This is a genomic window from Rhizobium sp. RU35A (genome assembly GCF_900156005.1).
In the GTDB taxonomy this organism is placed as follows: Bacteria; Pseudomonadota; Alphaproteobacteria; order Rhizobiales; family Rhizobiaceae; genus Neorhizobium; species Neorhizobium straminoryzae.
This window is the reverse complement of the sequence record NZ_FTMR01000006.1, coordinates 41,327-56,289: the sequence shown is the minus strand read 5'-3', so window position 1 is coordinate 56,289 and position 14,963 is coordinate 41,327. Positions and strand designations below refer to the sequence as shown.

The 14,963-nt window shown below is 64.3% G+C and carries 15 protein-coding genes; 6 read left to right on the top strand and 9 right to left on the bottom strand.

All coding sequences use genetic code 11. The features are described from left to right. The first annotated feature begins 9 nt into the window (after nt 1-9). Entirely contained in the window at nt 10-1,116 is a 1,107-nt protein-coding gene (gene hisC / locus F3H95_RS14485; protein ID WP_149746537.1) for a histidinol-phosphate transaminase, read from the top strand. Then, nucleotides 1,113-2,042, top strand: a complete 930-nt coding sequence (locus F3H95_RS14480; protein ID WP_149746536.1) for a prephenate/arogenate dehydrogenase family protein — start codon at nt 1,113-1,115, stop codon at nt 2,040-2,042. Before hisC ends, F3H95_RS14480 begins: the two co-directional genes overlap by 4 nt. Before the next feature lie 39 nt (nt 2,043-2,081). Here the strand turns inward: F3H95_RS14480 and F3H95_RS14475 are convergent, their stop codons facing one another. Further along, nucleotides 2,082-3,089: a DUF2125 domain-containing protein gene (locus tag F3H95_RS14475; protein ID WP_149746535.1), complete on the bottom strand. Its 1,008-nt coding sequence runs from the start codon at nt 3,087-3,089 to the stop codon at nt 2,082-2,084. 49 nt (nt 3,090-3,138) lie between these two features. On the opposite strand from F3H95_RS14475, the gene F3H95_RS14470 reads away from it, so the two are divergent. Further along, nucleotides 3,139-3,684 carry a gamma-glutamylcyclotransferase gene (locus F3H95_RS14470; RefSeq protein ID WP_143127151.1) on the top strand — a complete coding sequence of 182 codons (546 nt, stop codon included), beginning with the start codon at nt 3,139-3,141 and terminating at the stop codon, nt 3,682-3,684. On the opposite strand, the gene F3H95_RS14465 is transcribed toward F3H95_RS14470, so the two are convergent. The 4 genes from F3H95_RS14465 to ftsE all read right to left on the bottom strand — a co-directional run bounded on the left by F3H95_RS14465 (nt 3,657) and on the right by ftsE (nt 7,016). After that, nucleotides 3,657-4,460 (bottom strand): 1-acyl-sn-glycerol-3-phosphate acyltransferase, encoded by an 804-nt coding sequence (locus tag F3H95_RS14465; RefSeq protein WP_143127152.1) that lies wholly within the window; start codon nt 4,458-4,460, stop codon nt 3,657-3,659. The two genes, F3H95_RS14470 and F3H95_RS14465, sit on opposite strands and share 28 nt — an antisense overlap. Nucleotides 4,461-4,525: 65 nt before the next feature. Beyond that, nucleotides 4,526-5,251 (bottom strand): YdcF family protein, encoded by a 726-nt coding sequence (locus F3H95_RS14460; RefSeq protein ID WP_244618034.1) that lies wholly within the window; start codon nt 5,249-5,251, stop codon nt 4,526-4,528. 69 nt (nt 5,252-5,320) lie between these two features. Beyond that, nucleotides 5,321-6,364, bottom strand: coding sequence for an ABC transporter permease (locus F3H95_RS14455; protein WP_143127154.1), 1,044 nt, complete (start codon nt 6,362-6,364; stop codon nt 5,321-5,323). Beyond that, nucleotides 6,357-7,016, bottom strand: a complete 660-nt coding sequence (gene ftsE, locus F3H95_RS14450; protein WP_188134390.1) for a cell division ATP-binding protein FtsE — start codon at nt 7,014-7,016, stop codon at nt 6,357-6,359. The genes F3H95_RS14455 and ftsE overlap by 8 nt, the downstream gene beginning before the upstream one ends. 199 nt (nt 7,017-7,215) lie before the next feature. Between ftsE and F3H95_RS14445 the strand changes: the two genes are divergently transcribed. The 3 genes from F3H95_RS14445 (at nt 7,216) to F3H95_RS14435 (ending at nt 9,008) form a co-directional block, all read left to right on the top strand. After that, nucleotides 7,216-7,911 carry a hypothetical protein gene (locus F3H95_RS14445; protein ID WP_149746533.1) on the top strand — a complete coding sequence of 232 codons (696 nt, stop codon included), beginning with the start codon at nt 7,216-7,218 and terminating at the stop codon, nt 7,909-7,911. A 42-nt stretch (nt 7,912-7,953) separates the two neighbouring features. After that, complete coding sequence (gene hpt, locus F3H95_RS14440) at nt 7,954-8,508, top strand: hypoxanthine phosphoribosyltransferase (protein WP_143127157.1); 555 nt, start codon at nt 7,954-7,956, stop codon at nt 8,506-8,508. Nucleotides 8,509-8,633: 125 nt separating this feature from the next. After that, on the top strand, nt 8,634-9,008 hold the full coding sequence (locus F3H95_RS14435) for a response regulator (protein WP_143127158.1): 375 nt from the start codon (nt 8,634-8,636) through the stop codon (nt 9,006-9,008). A gap of 142 nt (nt 9,009-9,150) precedes the next feature. Here F3H95_RS14435 and F3H95_RS14430 read toward each other — a convergent pair whose 3' ends face one another. The 4 genes from F3H95_RS14430 to argH all read right to left on the bottom strand — a co-directional run bounded on the left by F3H95_RS14430 (nt 9,151) and on the right by argH (nt 14,947). After that, nucleotides 9,151-11,808, bottom strand: a complete 2,658-nt coding sequence (locus F3H95_RS14430; RefSeq protein WP_149746532.1) for a TIGR02302 family protein — start codon at nt 11,806-11,808, stop codon at nt 9,151-9,153. A 163-nt stretch (nt 11,809-11,971) separates the two neighbouring features. Next, nucleotides 11,972-13,240 carry a diaminopimelate decarboxylase gene (gene lysA, locus F3H95_RS14425; protein WP_149746531.1) on the bottom strand — a complete coding sequence of 423 codons (1,269 nt, stop codon included), beginning with the start codon at nt 13,238-13,240 and terminating at the stop codon, nt 11,972-11,974. Nucleotides 13,241-13,255: 15 nt separating this feature from the next. Beyond that, on the bottom strand, nt 13,256-13,450 hold the full coding sequence (locus tag F3H95_RS14420) for a lipoprotein (RefSeq protein ID WP_143127161.1): 195 nt from the start codon (nt 13,448-13,450) through the stop codon (nt 13,256-13,258). Nucleotides 13,451-13,543: 93 nt separating this feature from the next. Beyond that, the gene (gene argH / locus F3H95_RS14415; RefSeq protein WP_149746530.1) at nt 13,544-14,947 is read right to left on the bottom strand and encodes an argininosuccinate lyase; all 1,404 of its coding nucleotides are present in this window, start codon (nt 14,945-14,947) and stop codon (nt 13,544-13,546) included. Nucleotides 14,948-14,963: the final 16 nt, after the last annotated feature.

Below are 14,963 nucleotides of genomic sequence, written 5' to 3'. Positions count from 1 at the left end.
TCTTGCCCGATGGATAGCGCCCAGCTGAAGCCCGTTCCCCGCCCCGGAATCCTGGATATCGCCGCTTATGTGCCGGGCAAGGAACATGCGCCGGGTGTCGCGCGCGTCTTCAAGCTCTCCTCCAACGAGACCCCGCTCGGCGCAAGCCCGAAGGCGCTCGATGCCTTCCGCCAGGCGGCCGGCCATCTCGAAATCTATCCCGACGGTCAGGCGATCGAACTGCGCACCGCGATTGCCGAAACCCACCGGCTGAACATCGCCAACATTCTCTGCGGCAACGGTTCCGATGAACTGCTCGGCCTGCTCTGCCATGTCTATCTCGGCGCTGGTGACGAGGCGATCATCACCGAGCATGGCTTCCTCGTCTACAAGATCCAGATCATGGGCGCCGGTGCGACCCCGGTGACGGTGAAGGAACAGGAGTGCCGGGTCGATGTGGATGCCATTCTGGCGGCCGTGACGCCGAAGACGAAGATGGTGTTCATCGCCAATCCCGGCAACCCGACCGGCACCTATGTGCCGGCCGCCGAGGTGCGCCGCCTGCATGCCGGCCTGCCAAAGAACGTCATCCTCGTGCTCGACGCGGCCTATGCCGAATATGTGCGTGAAAACGATTACGAATCCGGCATCGAGCTTGTGTCTTCGGCGCAGAATGTCGTGATGACGCGCACCTTCTCCAAGGTCTACGGGCTTGCGGCGCTGCGCATCGGCTGGATGTATGGCCCGGTCGACATTCTGGACGCGCTGAACCGCGTGCGCGGCCCCTTCAACCTCAACGCGCCGGCCATTTCCGCCGGTGCCGCCGCGATCCGCGACCAGGATTTCATCGGCAAGGCCGTGGCGCATAACCAGCTTTGGCTGGCCAAGCTGACGCAGGCCTTCGAATCCTTCGGCCTCAAGGTCACGCCGTCGGTCACCAACTTCCTGCTGATCCATTTCCCCGATGTGGATGGCAAGCGGGCGCCGGAGGCCGATGATTTCCTGACCAGCCGCGGCTTCATCCTGCGCGCCGTCAAGGGCTATGGCTTCCCGAATGCGCTGCGCATGACGGTGGGCTCGGAAGAGGCCAATCGCGGCGTGATCGAGGCTCTCGGCGAGTTTATGAGCAAGGCATGAGTGGCATTCTGTTCGACCGTATCACGCTGATCGGCATCGGCCTGATCGGATCCTCCATCGCGCGCGACATCCGGGACAAGGGCCTGGCTGGCGAGGTGGTGATCTCCACCCGCAGCGAAACGACGCTGAAGCGCGCCGAGGAGCTGGGGCTTGGCGATCGCTATCTAACCTCCGCCGCCGAGGCGGTGAAGGGGGCGGATCTGGTGATCGTCTCGGTGCCGGTCGGTTCGTCCGGCATGGTCGCCGAGCAGATCGCGCCGCACCTGAAGCCGGGCGCCATCCTCACCGATGTCGGCTCCACCAAAGCCTCCGTCATCGCGCAGATGCAGCCGCATGTGCCGGAAGGCGTGCATTTCATCCCCGGCCATCCCCTGGCGGGCACGGAAAAATCCGGTCCGGATGCCGGCTTTTCCGGCCTGTTCAAGGGGCGCTGGTGCATCTTCACGCCGCTGCCGGACACCGATCCGGAGGCGCTCTCACGACTTCGCGATTTCTGGGCGGCCCTAGGCTCCCGGATCGACGAGATGGACCCGCTGCATCACGACAAGGTGCTGGCGATCGTCTCGCACCTGCCGCACATCATTGCCTATAACATCGTCGGCACGGCCGACGACCTGGAGACGGTGACGGAATCGGAAGTCATCAAGTATTCCGCCTCCGGTTTCCGCGATTTCACCCGTCTGGCGGCCTCCGATCCCACCATGTGGCGGGATATCTGCATGCACAACAAGGATGCCATCCTGGAAATGCTGGCGCGCTTTTCGGAGGATCTCTCCTCCCTGCAGCGGGCGATCCGCTGGGGCGAGGGCGACAAGCTGTTCGAGCTATTCTCGCGCACCCGCACCATCCGTCGCTCGATCGTCGAGGCGGGCCAGGACGTGGATGCACCGGACTTCGGTCGCCACGCGCTGGACCCCAAGAGCTGACCGTCCGGCTGATCGTCCCCGCCCGGCGGGGACGAGGCCTCAGAGCGGCGGAATCTCGCCCACCGCGATGAAGCCGCCGACGAGGATCTTGCCGCGGTTGAGCGTTACGTCGAGGCGGGCGCTGTCGCCGCCGCCGGTCAGTGCCGACAGCATCTTCGAAGCGGTGTCGATGGTCTTGGCAAGCTGCGGGAAATTGCCCGAGAGACGTTCGCGCCAGGCTCCGATTTTCTGCACCTCCAGCTTCAGCTTGCCGGACAGCCGGCCCTGCTCGTCAATGGCGATCGGGCCGCTGATACTCAGGATCTGGCCGTCGCCGAGATCGACACCGAGCTGGCGGATCTCTCCCTTCGAGCCGTAAAGGCCCGTACCGGTCTCGTCATGCCCTTCCAGCAGTCCCGCCTTGCCGGCGACCGTCACATCGGCCACGGCGGTGAAGCGCGGGATCTGCAGCGGCAGGCCTCGGGCGGCAAGATCCGTGTTGCGCAGCGTCACCGCAGCATCGAGATCCGCACCGTTCTGGCGGGCATGCACCTCCGTCTGTTCGACCTTGAGGTCGAAGGCCTGGCCTGTCTGCGAGGAGGTGATGGCCGAGGCAAGGCCTTTGATGACTGTCGAGCTGCGCTCCACGCCGCCAGCCTTGGTTTGCAGGCTGGCCTGCAGGTCGGCCCATTGCGCGGTGACGGAGAGGCCGTTGCCGGTGCGCAGTTCCGAGGGACCATCCAGTTCCCAGACAATATGGTTTGGCACATAGACCTGGGCTGCCGAACGCAGCGCCCCGAAGCTCGCGGAAATGCCCTTGGCGCTGTCGTCCACCGTAACCTTGGAGCAGAACAGGCCGATCCGGAAGGGATAGCCGCGATAGGTCGCGTCGGCGCAGTCGGCGGTCACGCCATGGTCCTGCTGCTTGCCGAGTGCGGTCAGCGTATTGGTCTTGAGAGTGGCTGCCGCATAGAACCAGCCGGCGGTATAGACCGCGATGACCAGGACGATCAGCGCCGCCAGGGCCAAAATTTTTGCAGAAACGCCGCTTCGGCTTGACGCTGCCATGATGTTCTCCAATGGTGCTCGTTCGAGTGCGTGCGGTTTGGCGTGGGATATGGACGAATTTTGGGTGTTTGGCTACGGCTCCCTGATGTGGAATCCGGGCTTTGACTATGAAATGCGGGTGGGAGCACTGGCCAGGGGCTATCGCCGATCTCTCTGTGTCCGTTCCTTCGTCCATCGCGGTACGCCCGAACGTCCGGGTCTGGTGCTGGGGCTCGACCGTGGCGGCTCCTGCCGCGGCGTGGCCTTCCGGGTGGCCGACGGGAAGCGCGAGGCGGTGCTGGATTACCTGCGCGCGCGCGAACTCGTTACCCATGTTTATCTCGAGCGACAACTGTCCGTGCTGCTGGAGGATGGGCGTCCGGTCCGGGCCGTGGGCTATGTGGTGGACCGCAGCCATTCGCAATATGGCGGCGCGCTCACTGTGGAGGAGGCAGCGCGGATCGTGCAGGTCTCCCACGGCCAGTCCGGCCCGAACGATGCCTATGTTGCCAATACCGTTGCCCATCTCAAGGAGATGGGCATTCGCGATCACTGGCTGGAAGGGGTTGCGGCGCGTGTTGCCGACCTTCAGGCGCGCACGGTAGCGGTTGCCTGATCCTTCAGCTCCGCCACACGCTTGGCGGCTGTCGGCGGCAGCGGCAGGTGCGGATTGGCCGCCACCTCGTCCAGCAGCAACTGATCGCTCGCCGTCTCCAGCGTCTCCACCAGCCGCGCAAAGAAGGCATCCGGGTCGAGTCCGGGCTCGATGGCGGGCAGGATGCGGACGCGGAAATGGCCGGGATAGCGCAGGGTGCTGCGGCGCGGCCAGAACAGGCCGGGATGCAGCACGATCGGCACCACGGGCACCTGCGTGTCGCGATAGATGCGGGCAATGCCGTAGCGATAGGCGGGCTCGGCGCCCGGCGGACGGCGTGTGCCTTCCGGATAGATAATCAGCTGCCGGCCATTGTCCATCTCGATCTTCGTGCGGCGCATCACCTCCACCATCACCTTGCCGCGGGCACCGCGATCAACGGGGATCATCCGCTGCTTCATCAGATACCATCCGAACAGCGGGATCCAGGTCAGTTCGCGCTTGAGGATGAAGACGGGATCGTCGATCCAGGGCAGCAGCGCATAGGTGTCCCAGAAAGACTGGTGCTTGGGCGCGAAGATGCAGCCGGTCTTCGGAATATTCTCCAGCCCTTCGATGGTAAAACGCGTTCCGACGATCTTTTCCATCAGCCAGTGGTTGGAGCGCGCCCAGGCCTTCGGAATGGCGAAAGCCTTCTTGCGCGGCAGGAGGAAATAGATCGGCGTCAGCACGATCATGCGCAGGATCAGGTTGGCATAGAAAAGGGTATTGAACAGGACTGAACGCAGGACCAGCATGATGGACTTCCGGAAAGGCATGGGCAGGCTGTGCCTACACCATCCGGAGGCCGGACGGAAGCAGCCTATCGATGCGGTGGTGGCTTCGTGCTTTCCTCGCGGATCTCTTCCTGGGTACGCAACCCCGTGCCCTGGCTGATGCCGAAATAGGAGCGCAGTGTGGCAGCCGCCATCTTGGCATATTCCGCCAGCATGATGCGCAGCACATCCGGCTCGGTGAACCAGGCCTTCCGCTTCAGGTCCGCATTGATGACGGGATAGGGAATGAACTTCGTCTCGTGGTCGAGGACCCTGAGTTCGAGCAGGCTGCGCGGCATGTGGTAGTTGTTGGTCACCACCAGCACCGAGCGATAGTCATGGTCGCGAATCCAGCGGGTGATCTCGTTGGCATTGCCGATGGTGTCGATCGCGCTGTAGCCGACATCGACGCAGCAGCGGAAAAGATCCGCCGAGCCCTGGGTGGAGCGGCGGATCTGGGCCGGAGAGGCAGAGGGATGGGCGCCGGAAATCAGCAGGCGCTTGCCCGCACCGTCCCGCAACAGGCCGAGTGCCTGGTCGATTCGCTGGTACCCGCCCGTCAGCACAACGATGGCATCGGCCTTGATGCCTTCCGGCGGTTGCAGCGAGGTAACGGAATCGGCAAACCAGAGAAAGCCGCCGACCAGCAGTGCACCCGCCAGCAGAACGGTCATGCCGGCGTAACGCAGGCAGCGCCGGATCAGGCTGCGCCTGCTCCACCAGCCCGGTCCGCCCTCCTTGCCCGGAGGACGGGGCAGCCCTGATTTCCACATGGTCTGGCCAAGGATCATGGCCTCGTCCTTAGCCCGAGTTTCGCCGCAAGAACAGACCCCTCCCGCGGTTCAGCCGCCGGCCAGCCCCTCGGAGCGGGCCGGATCCGAGCGGATGAGGTCGATTTCGTCAATTGTGCGCATGACGGTGATGCGTGCCGTCAGCGTGGTGAGCAAGGCAATAACGATGATTGTGGCAAGAATCCCGAGATAGCCCATGAAGTCGATGGTGAAGGTGCCGAAAAGCGCGGTCGCCTGGTCGGTCTGCGGCGTGGCGCGCGTCTGGCTCTGCAGGAAGCCGGCGGTCGCAAACAGCAGTGCCGCCAGCGCCCCGCCCGCGGCGGACCCCTTCAGGCTGATCTTGAGGAAATGCTTCTGGAATTCGGTCGCCACGAAGGCGCTTTCGGCGCCGACGAAATGCAGTACCTCCACGATATGCCGGTTGCCGGACAGGGCGCCACGGGTGGCGAAGACGACCGTCAGGATCATTGCGGTAAAGACCAGGATCAGCACGCCGGTGCCGATCAGCACCGTGGTATGCGCCATCGAGACGAGCCGATCCACCCATGTCCGGTGGTCATCGAGAAAGGCCTGCGGCACTTCTGAGCGCAGCAGATCGCGCATGGCGGCAAAATCCGGCGGGTGACGCTCATCGATGGTGATGATGATGAGACGCGGAACCGGCAGTTCCTTGAGATCGAGGCCGGCGCCGAGCCACGGCTCCAGCAGGCGGGCGGTTGCGGCATCGTCCATCACCGTGCCGGACTTGGTGCCGACGAAGGTGAGGGCCAGATCCTTGGCTTTCTTCAGTGCCTTGTCCATGTCGAGCCCGTCATCCGGCTTGATCTGGATGGTGATCTCGCGAGAAATCTGGCTTTCCCAGCTGGAGGCTGTGGAACGTACCATGCTGACGGCGCCAAGTGTCAGGCAGGCCAGAAAGGACATGATGGCAATCACCACCATCAGGGCATTGCCCTGGATGTTGGAGGGCGGCAGGATGGGGCCAGTAGGACGCACGCGCATTTCCGGCCGCCGCTGCGGCGCTGCGGCTGACTCGGCAGCGTTCGTCTTCTGCTCCGGCTGTCGGCCGGTGCGGGTGCGACTGATCTCATTCATAGATATCGAGCCGCCCCTCGGTAAGGATCATCCGGCGGGCATCGAGCTGGTCCATCAATGCCAGATCATGGGTGGCGATCACCACGGCCGTCCCCAGCCGGTTGAGTTCCAGGAAAAGGTTCAGCAGCCGGCGCGCCATCGGCGGATCGACGTTGCCGGTCGGCTCGTCGGCCAGCAGAATCTCGGGCCTGTCCATCAGCGCGCGCGCAATCGCCACGCGCTGTTTTTCCCCGCCGGACAGAACCGGCGGCAGCACATTGATGCGCTCGCCGAGTCCGACCCATTTCAGGAGTTCGATGACATCGTTGCGATAGCTCGCTTCCTCCTTGCCGCGCACCCTCAGAGGCAGAGCCACGTTCTCGTAGGTCGTCAGGTGATCGAGCAGGCGAAAATCCTGGAAAACGATACCGACGCGCCGGCGCAGCATCGGAAGCTCCGCGCGCGGGATCTGGGACAGATCGCGATCGAACATGCGGATCAGGCCGCGCGTCGGCTGCAGTGAGAGAAACAGCAGGCGCAGCAGCGTGGTTTTGCCCGCACCGGACGGGCCGGTCAGAAATTGAAAGGAACGTCTCGGGATATCGAAGGTCAGATCCCGGAGGATTTCCGGGCCCATTCCGTACCGCAGACCGACATTTTCGAAATGGATCAACGCGTCGTCCAGTCCATTGGGTATTGCGTGAGGGGGCCCTTGGTAAATGGCAAGGGTTTATGGATCCTGAATCTCTCCCGGAAAATTGGGCGTTTCCGGGGCGATTTTGCGAAGCATTAACCATTCGAATTTACGACTGAGCGGGATTCGTTTCAATGCCTGACGTCCACGCGCATGTGGACGAGGCGGGGAGAGACCCATGGCGACCTTCCGCTCGCACCGTCGCAACACCGTCGCCTATGACATCCTGCCGCCGCAGAATGCCTCCGCCGCATCCCGCCCGGCGCGTCCGCGACCCAGGGCGGATGTGGTGGATGCCGTCTTTGAAACGGTGCGCGAGCCGGCACCGCGTGCCGCCGGCGCCCGGCGGGTGCCGCAGGCTGACAATGAGACGGTCCGCCGCATTCTCCGGCGCTCCGGTCCGCTGATCGGCGAGCCGGCCTCGCGCCTTGCACGGCTGACGGAGCGGTTCGAGGCCATGTTGATGCAGCTCTCCGCGGATTTCTTTTCGGCGCTTGTTGCTTTCGTGTTCATCGTGGTCTTTGCGCTCTGCGGCGGCTTCTCGCTGATCTCGGGCGAGAAGGCCGACGCGCATGAAGGCGCAAGCCTCGACATCACCCATGTGACGCTGACGCCCGGCTTTTCCGCCGGTCAGCCGGTTCTGACGGTCAACGGTGTGGTGGAGAACCGCGCGAACCGGCCGCACGCGGTGTCGCCGATCCGCGTCGATCTGGTGGAGGGGGCTGCGGTCGTCTCGTCCACGGTCATCGCAGCGCCGGTCGCCGTCATGGATGGCGGTCATAGCCGCGGCTTCTCGCTGACCATGCCGCACCCCGGTGAAAAAAACCTTCAACTGCGCCTTTCCTTCGACGGGCAGGGTGCCTCCCGCACCTGAAACGTGGTATCGGCGGGGTTTGACAAGTCCGGGAGACGCCCCATGCCCATCGTGCGCGGCAAAGTTATCGAGCCGCTTTACACCGCAGAGCAGATTGCTCACCGCAACCAGATTCTCGCCCGCGAGATCGCCGAAGGACCGACGAAGGACCTTCTCGTCATCGCGATCCTGAAGGGTTCCTTCATCTTTGCTGCCGATCTGCTGCGGGCTCTGCACGAGACCGGCCTTGCGCCGGAAGTGGAATTCATCACGCTTTCCAGCTACGGCACGGGCACGGTGTCTCAGGGCGTGCGGATCGTGAAGGATATCGATTCGGACGTGAAGGACCGTGACGTACTCCTGATCGACGACATTCTGGAATCCGGCCGCACCCTGAAATTCGCCAAGGAACTGCTTTTCGAACGCGGCGCGCGCAACGTCACCGTTGCCGTTCTGCTCGACAAGCGGATGAAGCGCAAGGAGGCGCTGGAGGCCGAATATGTGGGCTTTGATTGCCCCGATCACTTCGTCGTCGGTTACGGAATGGACGTCGCCTATGCCTTCCGCGAGCTGCCCTTCGTCGGGGTGGTTACCGGAGATGCACCGGCCGAAGGCTGAGGCAGAACGCCCGATACCGCGTGTTAACCATTCGGTTTCAGGGCCTCTGGCCGTTTACTCCTCGCAAAGGAAATCCGGGTCATCTGGATCCCGATTTGATGCATGATGCACGGGAGAAATCTGCCATGGCCAAGATCCTGATCACCGAAGACGAGGATTCGCTGCGTTCCTTCGTGGCACGCGCCCTGCGCCTGGATGGCCATGAGACGCATGAGGCGGCTGATGGCGCGGAAGGCCTCCAGCGCCTGGAGGAATGCAGCTATGACCTGCTTCTGTCGGATATCCGCATGCCGGTCATGGACGGCATCGAACTGGCGCATCGGGCTGCGGCGCAGTATCCGGCGCTGAAGATTTTGCTGATGACGGGCTATGCCGAGCAGCGCGAGCGCGCCGACGACCTGATGGCCAAGGTGGTCGATGTCGTCGACAAGCCCTTTGCCTTGCCGGATATCCGCCGCGCCGTGGCGCAGGCGCTGGCCGTCGCCCCCAAGGCCGCCTGACAGGCCGCGACACCTGCGCGGCCCCGCTCCCGGGGCCGGCATGACCATCGAAGAGTGAGCCGGCATCGCCTCCGGCCGATCGGCCGGGATCCGCACATGCCGTTTGCACCGCCCGCCTCCGGATGACGGCGCATAGGGGACGTCAGCGAATGTCCAGCAGCCGTTCGAGATAGCGCCGCTCTTCCTCGCCCGACATCATGTTGCCGAGCCGCTCGCGGATCGCGTCGAGAATTTCGCGGGCGCGCTGCACGTCGATTTCGTCCGGCACCTTGACCTGGTCGCCAAATTCCGGCCCGGCAGTGGCGCGCGGGCGTCCCAGCGGGTCGCGGCCGTTCTGGCCGCCCTGCGAGGCCTGGCCTTCGCCCGGCCCCTGTCCCTGCTGGCCACGGCCCTGCTGCATGGCCTGCATCATCTGCTGCATCATGCTCTGTGCGCCCTGGCGAAGCGCATTCAACGCATTGCCCTGACCTTCGACGGCCTGATCGCCACGACCCTTGCCGAGGGCTTCGCCGGCATTGCCCATTTCCCGCTGCGCCTCGCCGAAGCCGTCGCCCGGCTGCATGCCGAGATCCTTCAGGCCCTGCTGCAGTTCCTGCAGCTTCTTGCCGAGCCCTTCCTGCTGGGCGCGCAGGTTCTTCAGTGCCTCGCGCAGCTGCTCCGCTGTCATCTGGTCGAGCGGCTGCTGGCCCTGCTGCCCCTGCTGTTGGCCTGGCTGCTGCTGGCCTTGCGGGTTCTGGCCCTGCTCGTAAGGCTGCTGGTCCGGATCGCCGCGCTGCATGCGGTCGCGCAGGGCCTGATCCATCTGGAACGTCTGGTCCATCAGGCGCTGCTGCTCCTGCATGATCTCGCCGAGCTTGTCGATCTGCTGGCGCATGCGGCTCGTCTGCTGCTGCTGGCCCTGCTGGGGGCGCTGCGGGCGACCCGCCTGCAGGTTGTTCATCATGCGCTGCAGTTCGGAGAGCATCTGCTGGGCCGCATCGCGATTGCCGGAACGGGCGAGATTCTCGATCTGGTCCATCATGTTCTGCAGGTCGCGCTGGCGGATGACGTTCTGCGCCTGCATGTTCTGCTCAGACTGCGGCATGTTCTGCATGCGCTGGGCGAGTTCCGACATGAAATTCTGCATCGCCTCGCGCAGTTCCTTCATCAGGCGGGCGATCTCTTCCTGCGAGGCATTGTTCTGGAGCGCGTCGGAAAGGGCCTGCTGGGCATCGCGCAGCCGCCGTTCCGCCTGCGAAAGATTGCCGTCCTCGATGCCGAGCGCGATTTCCCAGAGATAATCGGCGGTGTCCTTCAGCTGCTGATCGCTGCGGGCAAGCTTCATGCGCTCCAGTGCCGAGCGGATCAGCAGGAAGTGCGAGAGGTTGGGAATGGTTTCGTCGGCGCGCAGCGCCAGCGCCTCGTTGAGCGCGATGGCGCGCGGCATCTTGCGGGTATCGAGCGCGAAGACCTGTCTCTGCTCGGCCACTGCCGCCGCCAGCGGTTCGTTGAAGCGGCGGGCGGGCAGCACCATTTCGACGGACGGGCTGCGACCCTCCTGACCGGCGCCGTCCACGGCCACCAGCGTGATGCGCACCCGTTTGCCGGCGAGCGGATGTTCGGTGAGGTTGCGGCTGGTCAGGCCCTTGATGTCACGCGAATTCTGCCGCGGCAGATCCAGCTTGAACTCCGGCAGCGGGTAGAGAGGCTTGGCCCCGTCATCCTGCGGCTCGACCGGTTCGATCAAGGCGAAGGCCTTCTGGATGCCGTAATCGTCCTTGCCCGTGAAGCCGATTTCCAGCGCGCCGTTGACGGCGCGGCGTGGCTGCCGGTCGAAGGCGATTTCCGGCGCACGGTCGGCAATCACGTCGAACAGCCATTGCTGGCCGTTGACGGTCAGGTCGCCGCTTTCCGCGACCTTCATCTTGTAGGTACGCGGGCCGAGCGGCTGTCCGGTGGCGCCGGCAGGTTGCTGAGCGGCAGAGGCCGGGGCGGTTGCGGCGTCACCTTCCGGTGCCAGCCGCTTGCCCGAAGCACCTTCCAGCGGCGAAAACTGCACCCGTTCGTCACCTTCGCCGCCGGTGACGCGCACCGTCAGCTCGGAATATTGGGGCAGGCGGACGCTGCCGGTCACCGGCGCCTCGCGCCCGGTCAGGAAAATCGGCGCGCGACCGGTATAGGCGGGCGGTGTCAGCCAGGCATCGACGCGCAGGTCCGGATTGACCTTTGCGGCCGGCAGCGACGGTGCAAACACATCCATCGGGCTGCCGCCGCCATTGGAAAAGGAATAGGCAAAGGCCGCAACAAGCAACAGGGCCGGCAGGGCACGCAGGCCGTGGCGGTCGTGGCGGGCGATATCGGGTTGCGGCAAACCGGCATCAAGCGCCGCGATGCGCCGCGCCATTCGAAGCTGGTGTTCTTTCCACAGCGCCCGGGCAAAGGGCGTCTCGAAGGCGGGTTCGTCCTCTTGCACGGCCACCGGCTGGTGCGGCAGGTGGTTGCGCGCCTCCAGCAACCGATCGGCGTCGCTGGCGGCCGGCCAGCGCAGGCGCCCGAACGGCAGAAGCGCGCTCAGGAAGGCAAAGATGAACAGGCCGAAGACGACCCAGCGCAGGATTTCCGGCATGTGCCGGAACAGCCCGAACCAGCCGGTGGCGAGAAACAGGGCGACCACACTGAGCGGAGCCAGAAGGAGCGGTGCCAGCCGTTCGCAGAACAGAACGAAACGTGCCACCGTGCGCTTGGCAGCAACGCGGCGCGCGAGATCCGGGTGCGCTTCGAAGGCGCCTTTCCGGGTGAAGCTCATCCTGTTGCGGCTCATGCGGTCCGTCTCCTGTGCGTGGCGGCGTCAACCGACGTCGGGCACCGCAAAGCGCGAACCCGCTGGTGAGAGGATACCAGCGTTTGTGGCGAAGACGAGGGTGCTGCGGAGAAATGCCCCCGCTTTCTTGCCGTTTCGCTGAAATGTGAACGCGATGCGCGTTCTAGCCGAGCCATGCCGGCACGGAATCGAGGCCGATCAGGTCCTCGTAGCTGCCGCGCGGACGCACCACGTGGAACTCGCTGCCGCGCACCAGCACTTCCGGCACCAGCAGGCGCGAATTGTAGGTGCCGGCCTGCACCGCGCCATAGGCACCAGCCGAGCCGACGGCGAAGAGATCGCCGGCCTTCGGGCGCGCCAGGTCACGGTCAAGCGCCAGGTAATCGCCGGTTTCACAGACGGGACCCACCACATCGGCCTTGATACGGGGCGTTTCGTCGGACGGCATGATGACCGGGCGGATGCCGTGATAGGCTTCGTAAAGCGTCGGGCGGATGAGATCGTTCATCGCGCCGTCGACGATCACGAAGGTCTTGTTGGCGGCATCTTTCACGTAGAGCACTTCGGTCACCAGAATGCCCGCATTGCCGACGATCAGGCGGCCGGGTTCGGTGACGATCCTGCAGTTCAGGCTCTTCAACTGCGCCTTGACGATGCCGGCATAGGCATCCGGCAGCGGCGGCGGATTGTTGTCGTCCTTGTAGGGAATGCCAAGGCCGCCGCCGATATCGACGTGATCGATGCGGTGGCCATCGCCGCGCAGCGTTTCCACCAGTTCGCGCAGCAGCCGGAAGGCATCCTCGAAGGGCTGCAGCTCGGTGATCTGGCTGCCGATATGCATGTCGATGCCGCTGACCGTGATGCCGTCAAGCGTCGCGGCATGGGCATAGACGGCCCGGGCGCGCTCGTAGGAAATGCCGAACTTGTTTTCCTTCTTGCCCGTCGAGATCTTGGCATGCGTGCGCGCGTCCACGTCCGGATTGATGCGGAAGGAGACATGCGCCTTGCGGCCGAGCTTGAGGGCGCGCAAGTTCAGGATTTCCAGCTCCGGTTCGGACTCGACGTTGAAGCAGTAGATGCCCGCTTCCAGCGCCAGATCCATTTCGGCCGGTGTCTTGCCGACGCCGGAGAACATGATGCGGTTGGCGGGAATGCCGGCGGCCAGCGCCCGCCGCAGTTCGCCGCCGGACACCACATCCACGCCGGCTCCCAGCCGGCCGAGCGTCTTCAGCACCGCCTGATTGGAATTCGCCTTCATCGCGTAGCAGACCATGGCGTCCACATCCCCGAAGGCCTCGGAGAAGACGCGGTAATGCCGCTCCAGTGTTGCGGTGGAATAGCAGTAGAAGGGCGTGCCGACCGCCTTTGCAATCTCAGGAATGGCAACGTTTTCGGCGTGCAGCACGCCGTCGATATAATGGAAGTGGTTCACGGCGAAGGCTCGCGATCAGAGAAGCGGGTCGAGAAGGAAAGGCTTTTCCGCAACCGGCTGCTTTTTCTGCTCGCCGCTCTTGCGGATGTTCTGCTGCTCGACGGGCGTGCTCGGCTTGTCCAGATTCCCCTTGCGGCCGCAGCCGGTGACGGCGACGCCTGCCATGCAGAGCACGATCGCGATACGGGCGAGATGGCGCTGGTTCGACATTCCTGTTCCTTTGTCAACGGCCTGTGGCGCAGGCGGGCGGAGCCCGTTCATAGCGAAGTTCCGCCCGCTTGTGCAGTCAATTCTCGTGATGGATCAGTTGCGGCCGCGCCACCAGGCGATCTGTTTGCGCACTTCCGAGGGAGCGGTGCCGCCGAAGCTCACGCGGCTGGCAACCGAGGCATCGACGGACAGCACGTCGAACACCTTGTCGGTGATCGCGGCATGGATCGATTGCAGGTCGGCAAGCGAGAGATCGGCAAGCTCGCAGCCCTTGCCTTCCGCCATCGCCACGGCGCGGCCGGTGACGTGATGGGCATCGCGGAAGGGAAGCCCCGCCTCGCGCACCAGCCAGTCGGCAAGGTCGGTGGCCGTGGAATAGCCGGAACCGGCGGCAGCCCGCATGCGGTCGGTGCGCACCGTCATGTCGCGCACCATGCCGGCCATGGCGGCAAGCGCCAGTTCAAGGTTCTCCGCTGCATCGAAGACCTGTTCCTTGTCTTCCTGCATGTCCTTGGAATAGGCGAGCGGCAGGCCCTTCATGACCGTCAGCAGCGCCACCAGCGAACCGTTGATGCGGCCGGTCTTGGCGCGCACCAGTTCGGCGGCATCCGGGTTCTTCTTCTGCGGCATGATCGAGGAGCCGGTGGAAAACGCATCCGACAGGCGGATGAAACCGAACTGCGGCGTCGACCAGATGACGATCTCTTCGGCAAAGCGCGACAGGTGCACGGCGCAGATCGCGGCAACCGAAAGGAATTCCAGCGCGAAATCGCGGTCGGAGACGGTGTCGATCGAGTTGCGGGTCGGTTCGCGGAAGCCGAGCGCGGTCGCCGTCATGTGGCGGTCGATGCCAAAGCCGGTGCCGGCAAGTGCCGCTGCGCCGATCGGGCTTTCGTCCAGATGGTCGATGGCGTGGCGCACGCGCGCCCGGTCGCGGCCGAACATCTCGACATAGGCCATGCAATGATGGCCGAAAGTGACCGGCTGGGCAGTCTGCAGGTGAGTGAAGCCCGGCATCACGCTGTCCGCATGCTGTTCGGCCTTGTCCAGCAAAGCGGCGATCAGGTCTGTCAGCATGGCTTCGGTCTTGGCCAGCTCTTCCTTCACCCAGAGGCGGAAATCGAGCGCGACCTGGTCGTTGCGCGAGCGGGCGGTGTGCAGGCGGCCGGCAGCGGGGCCGATCAGCGTTGCGAGCCTCGCCTCGATGTTCATGTGGATGTCTTCGAGCTTGCGGGAGAACTCGAATCTGCCGTCGCGGATCTCTGACAGGATTGTGTTCAGCCCTTCGACGATCTTGTCTTTATCTTCGACCGAAATGATGCCTTGCTTGGCGAGCATTGTGGCATGCGCGATCGAGCCGCGGATATCCTGGGCATAGAGCTTCTTGTCGAAACCGATGGAGGCATTTATCTCCTCCATGATGGCGTCCGGTCCCGAGGCAAAGCGCCCGCCCCACATCTGGTTGGAGGAAGCCTGATCCTTCGTGCCGTCTGCCATGAGTGCCCGTCCTGGA

What these genes read in the sequence shown, in the direction of transcription:
- hisC (WP_149746537.1), top strand. Translation starts at nt 10, where the DNA reads ATGGATAGCGCCCAGCTGAAGCCCGTTCCCCGCCCCGGAATCCTGGAT.
- F3H95_RS14480 (WP_149746536.1), top strand. Translation starts at nt 1,113, where the DNA reads ATGAGTGGCATTCTGTTCGACCGTATCACGCTGATCGGCATCGGCCTG.
- F3H95_RS14475 (WP_149746535.1), bottom strand. Translation starts at nt 3,089, where the DNA reads ATGGCAGCGTCAAGCCGAAGCGGCGTTTCTGCAAAAATTTTGGCCCTG.
- F3H95_RS14470 (WP_143127151.1), top strand. Translation starts at nt 3,139, where the DNA reads ATGGACGAATTTTGGGTGTTTGGCTACGGCTCCCTGATGTGGAATCCG.
- F3H95_RS14465 (WP_143127152.1), bottom strand. Translation starts at nt 4,460, where the DNA reads ATGCTGGTCCTGCGTTCAGTCCTGTTCAATACCCTTTTCTATGCCAAC.
- F3H95_RS14460 (WP_244618034.1), bottom strand. Translation starts at nt 5,251, where the DNA reads ATGTGGAAATCAGGGCTGCCCCGTCCTCCGGGCAAGGAGGGCGGACCG.
- F3H95_RS14455 (WP_143127154.1), bottom strand. Translation starts at nt 6,364, where the DNA reads ATGAATGAGATCAGTCGCACCCGCACCGGCCGACAGCCGGAGCAGAAG.
- F3H95_RS14445 (WP_149746533.1), top strand. Translation starts at nt 7,216, where the DNA reads ATGGCGACCTTCCGCTCGCACCGTCGCAACACCGTCGCCTATGACATC.
- hpt (WP_143127157.1), top strand. Translation starts at nt 7,954, where the DNA reads ATGCCCATCGTGCGCGGCAAAGTTATCGAGCCGCTTTACACCGCAGAG.
- F3H95_RS14435 (WP_143127158.1), top strand. Translation starts at nt 8,634, where the DNA reads ATGGCCAAGATCCTGATCACCGAAGACGAGGATTCGCTGCGTTCCTTC.
- F3H95_RS14430 (WP_149746532.1), bottom strand. Translation starts at nt 11,808, where the DNA reads ATGAGCCGCAACAGGATGAGCTTCACCCGGAAAGGCGCCTTCGAAGCG.
- F3H95_RS14420 (WP_143127161.1), bottom strand. Translation starts at nt 13,450, where the DNA reads ATGTCGAACCAGCGCCATCTCGCCCGTATCGCGATCGTGCTCTGCATG.
- argH (WP_149746530.1), bottom strand. Translation starts at nt 14,947, where the DNA reads ATGGCAGACGGCACGAAGGATCAGGCTTCCTCCAACCAGATGTGGGGC.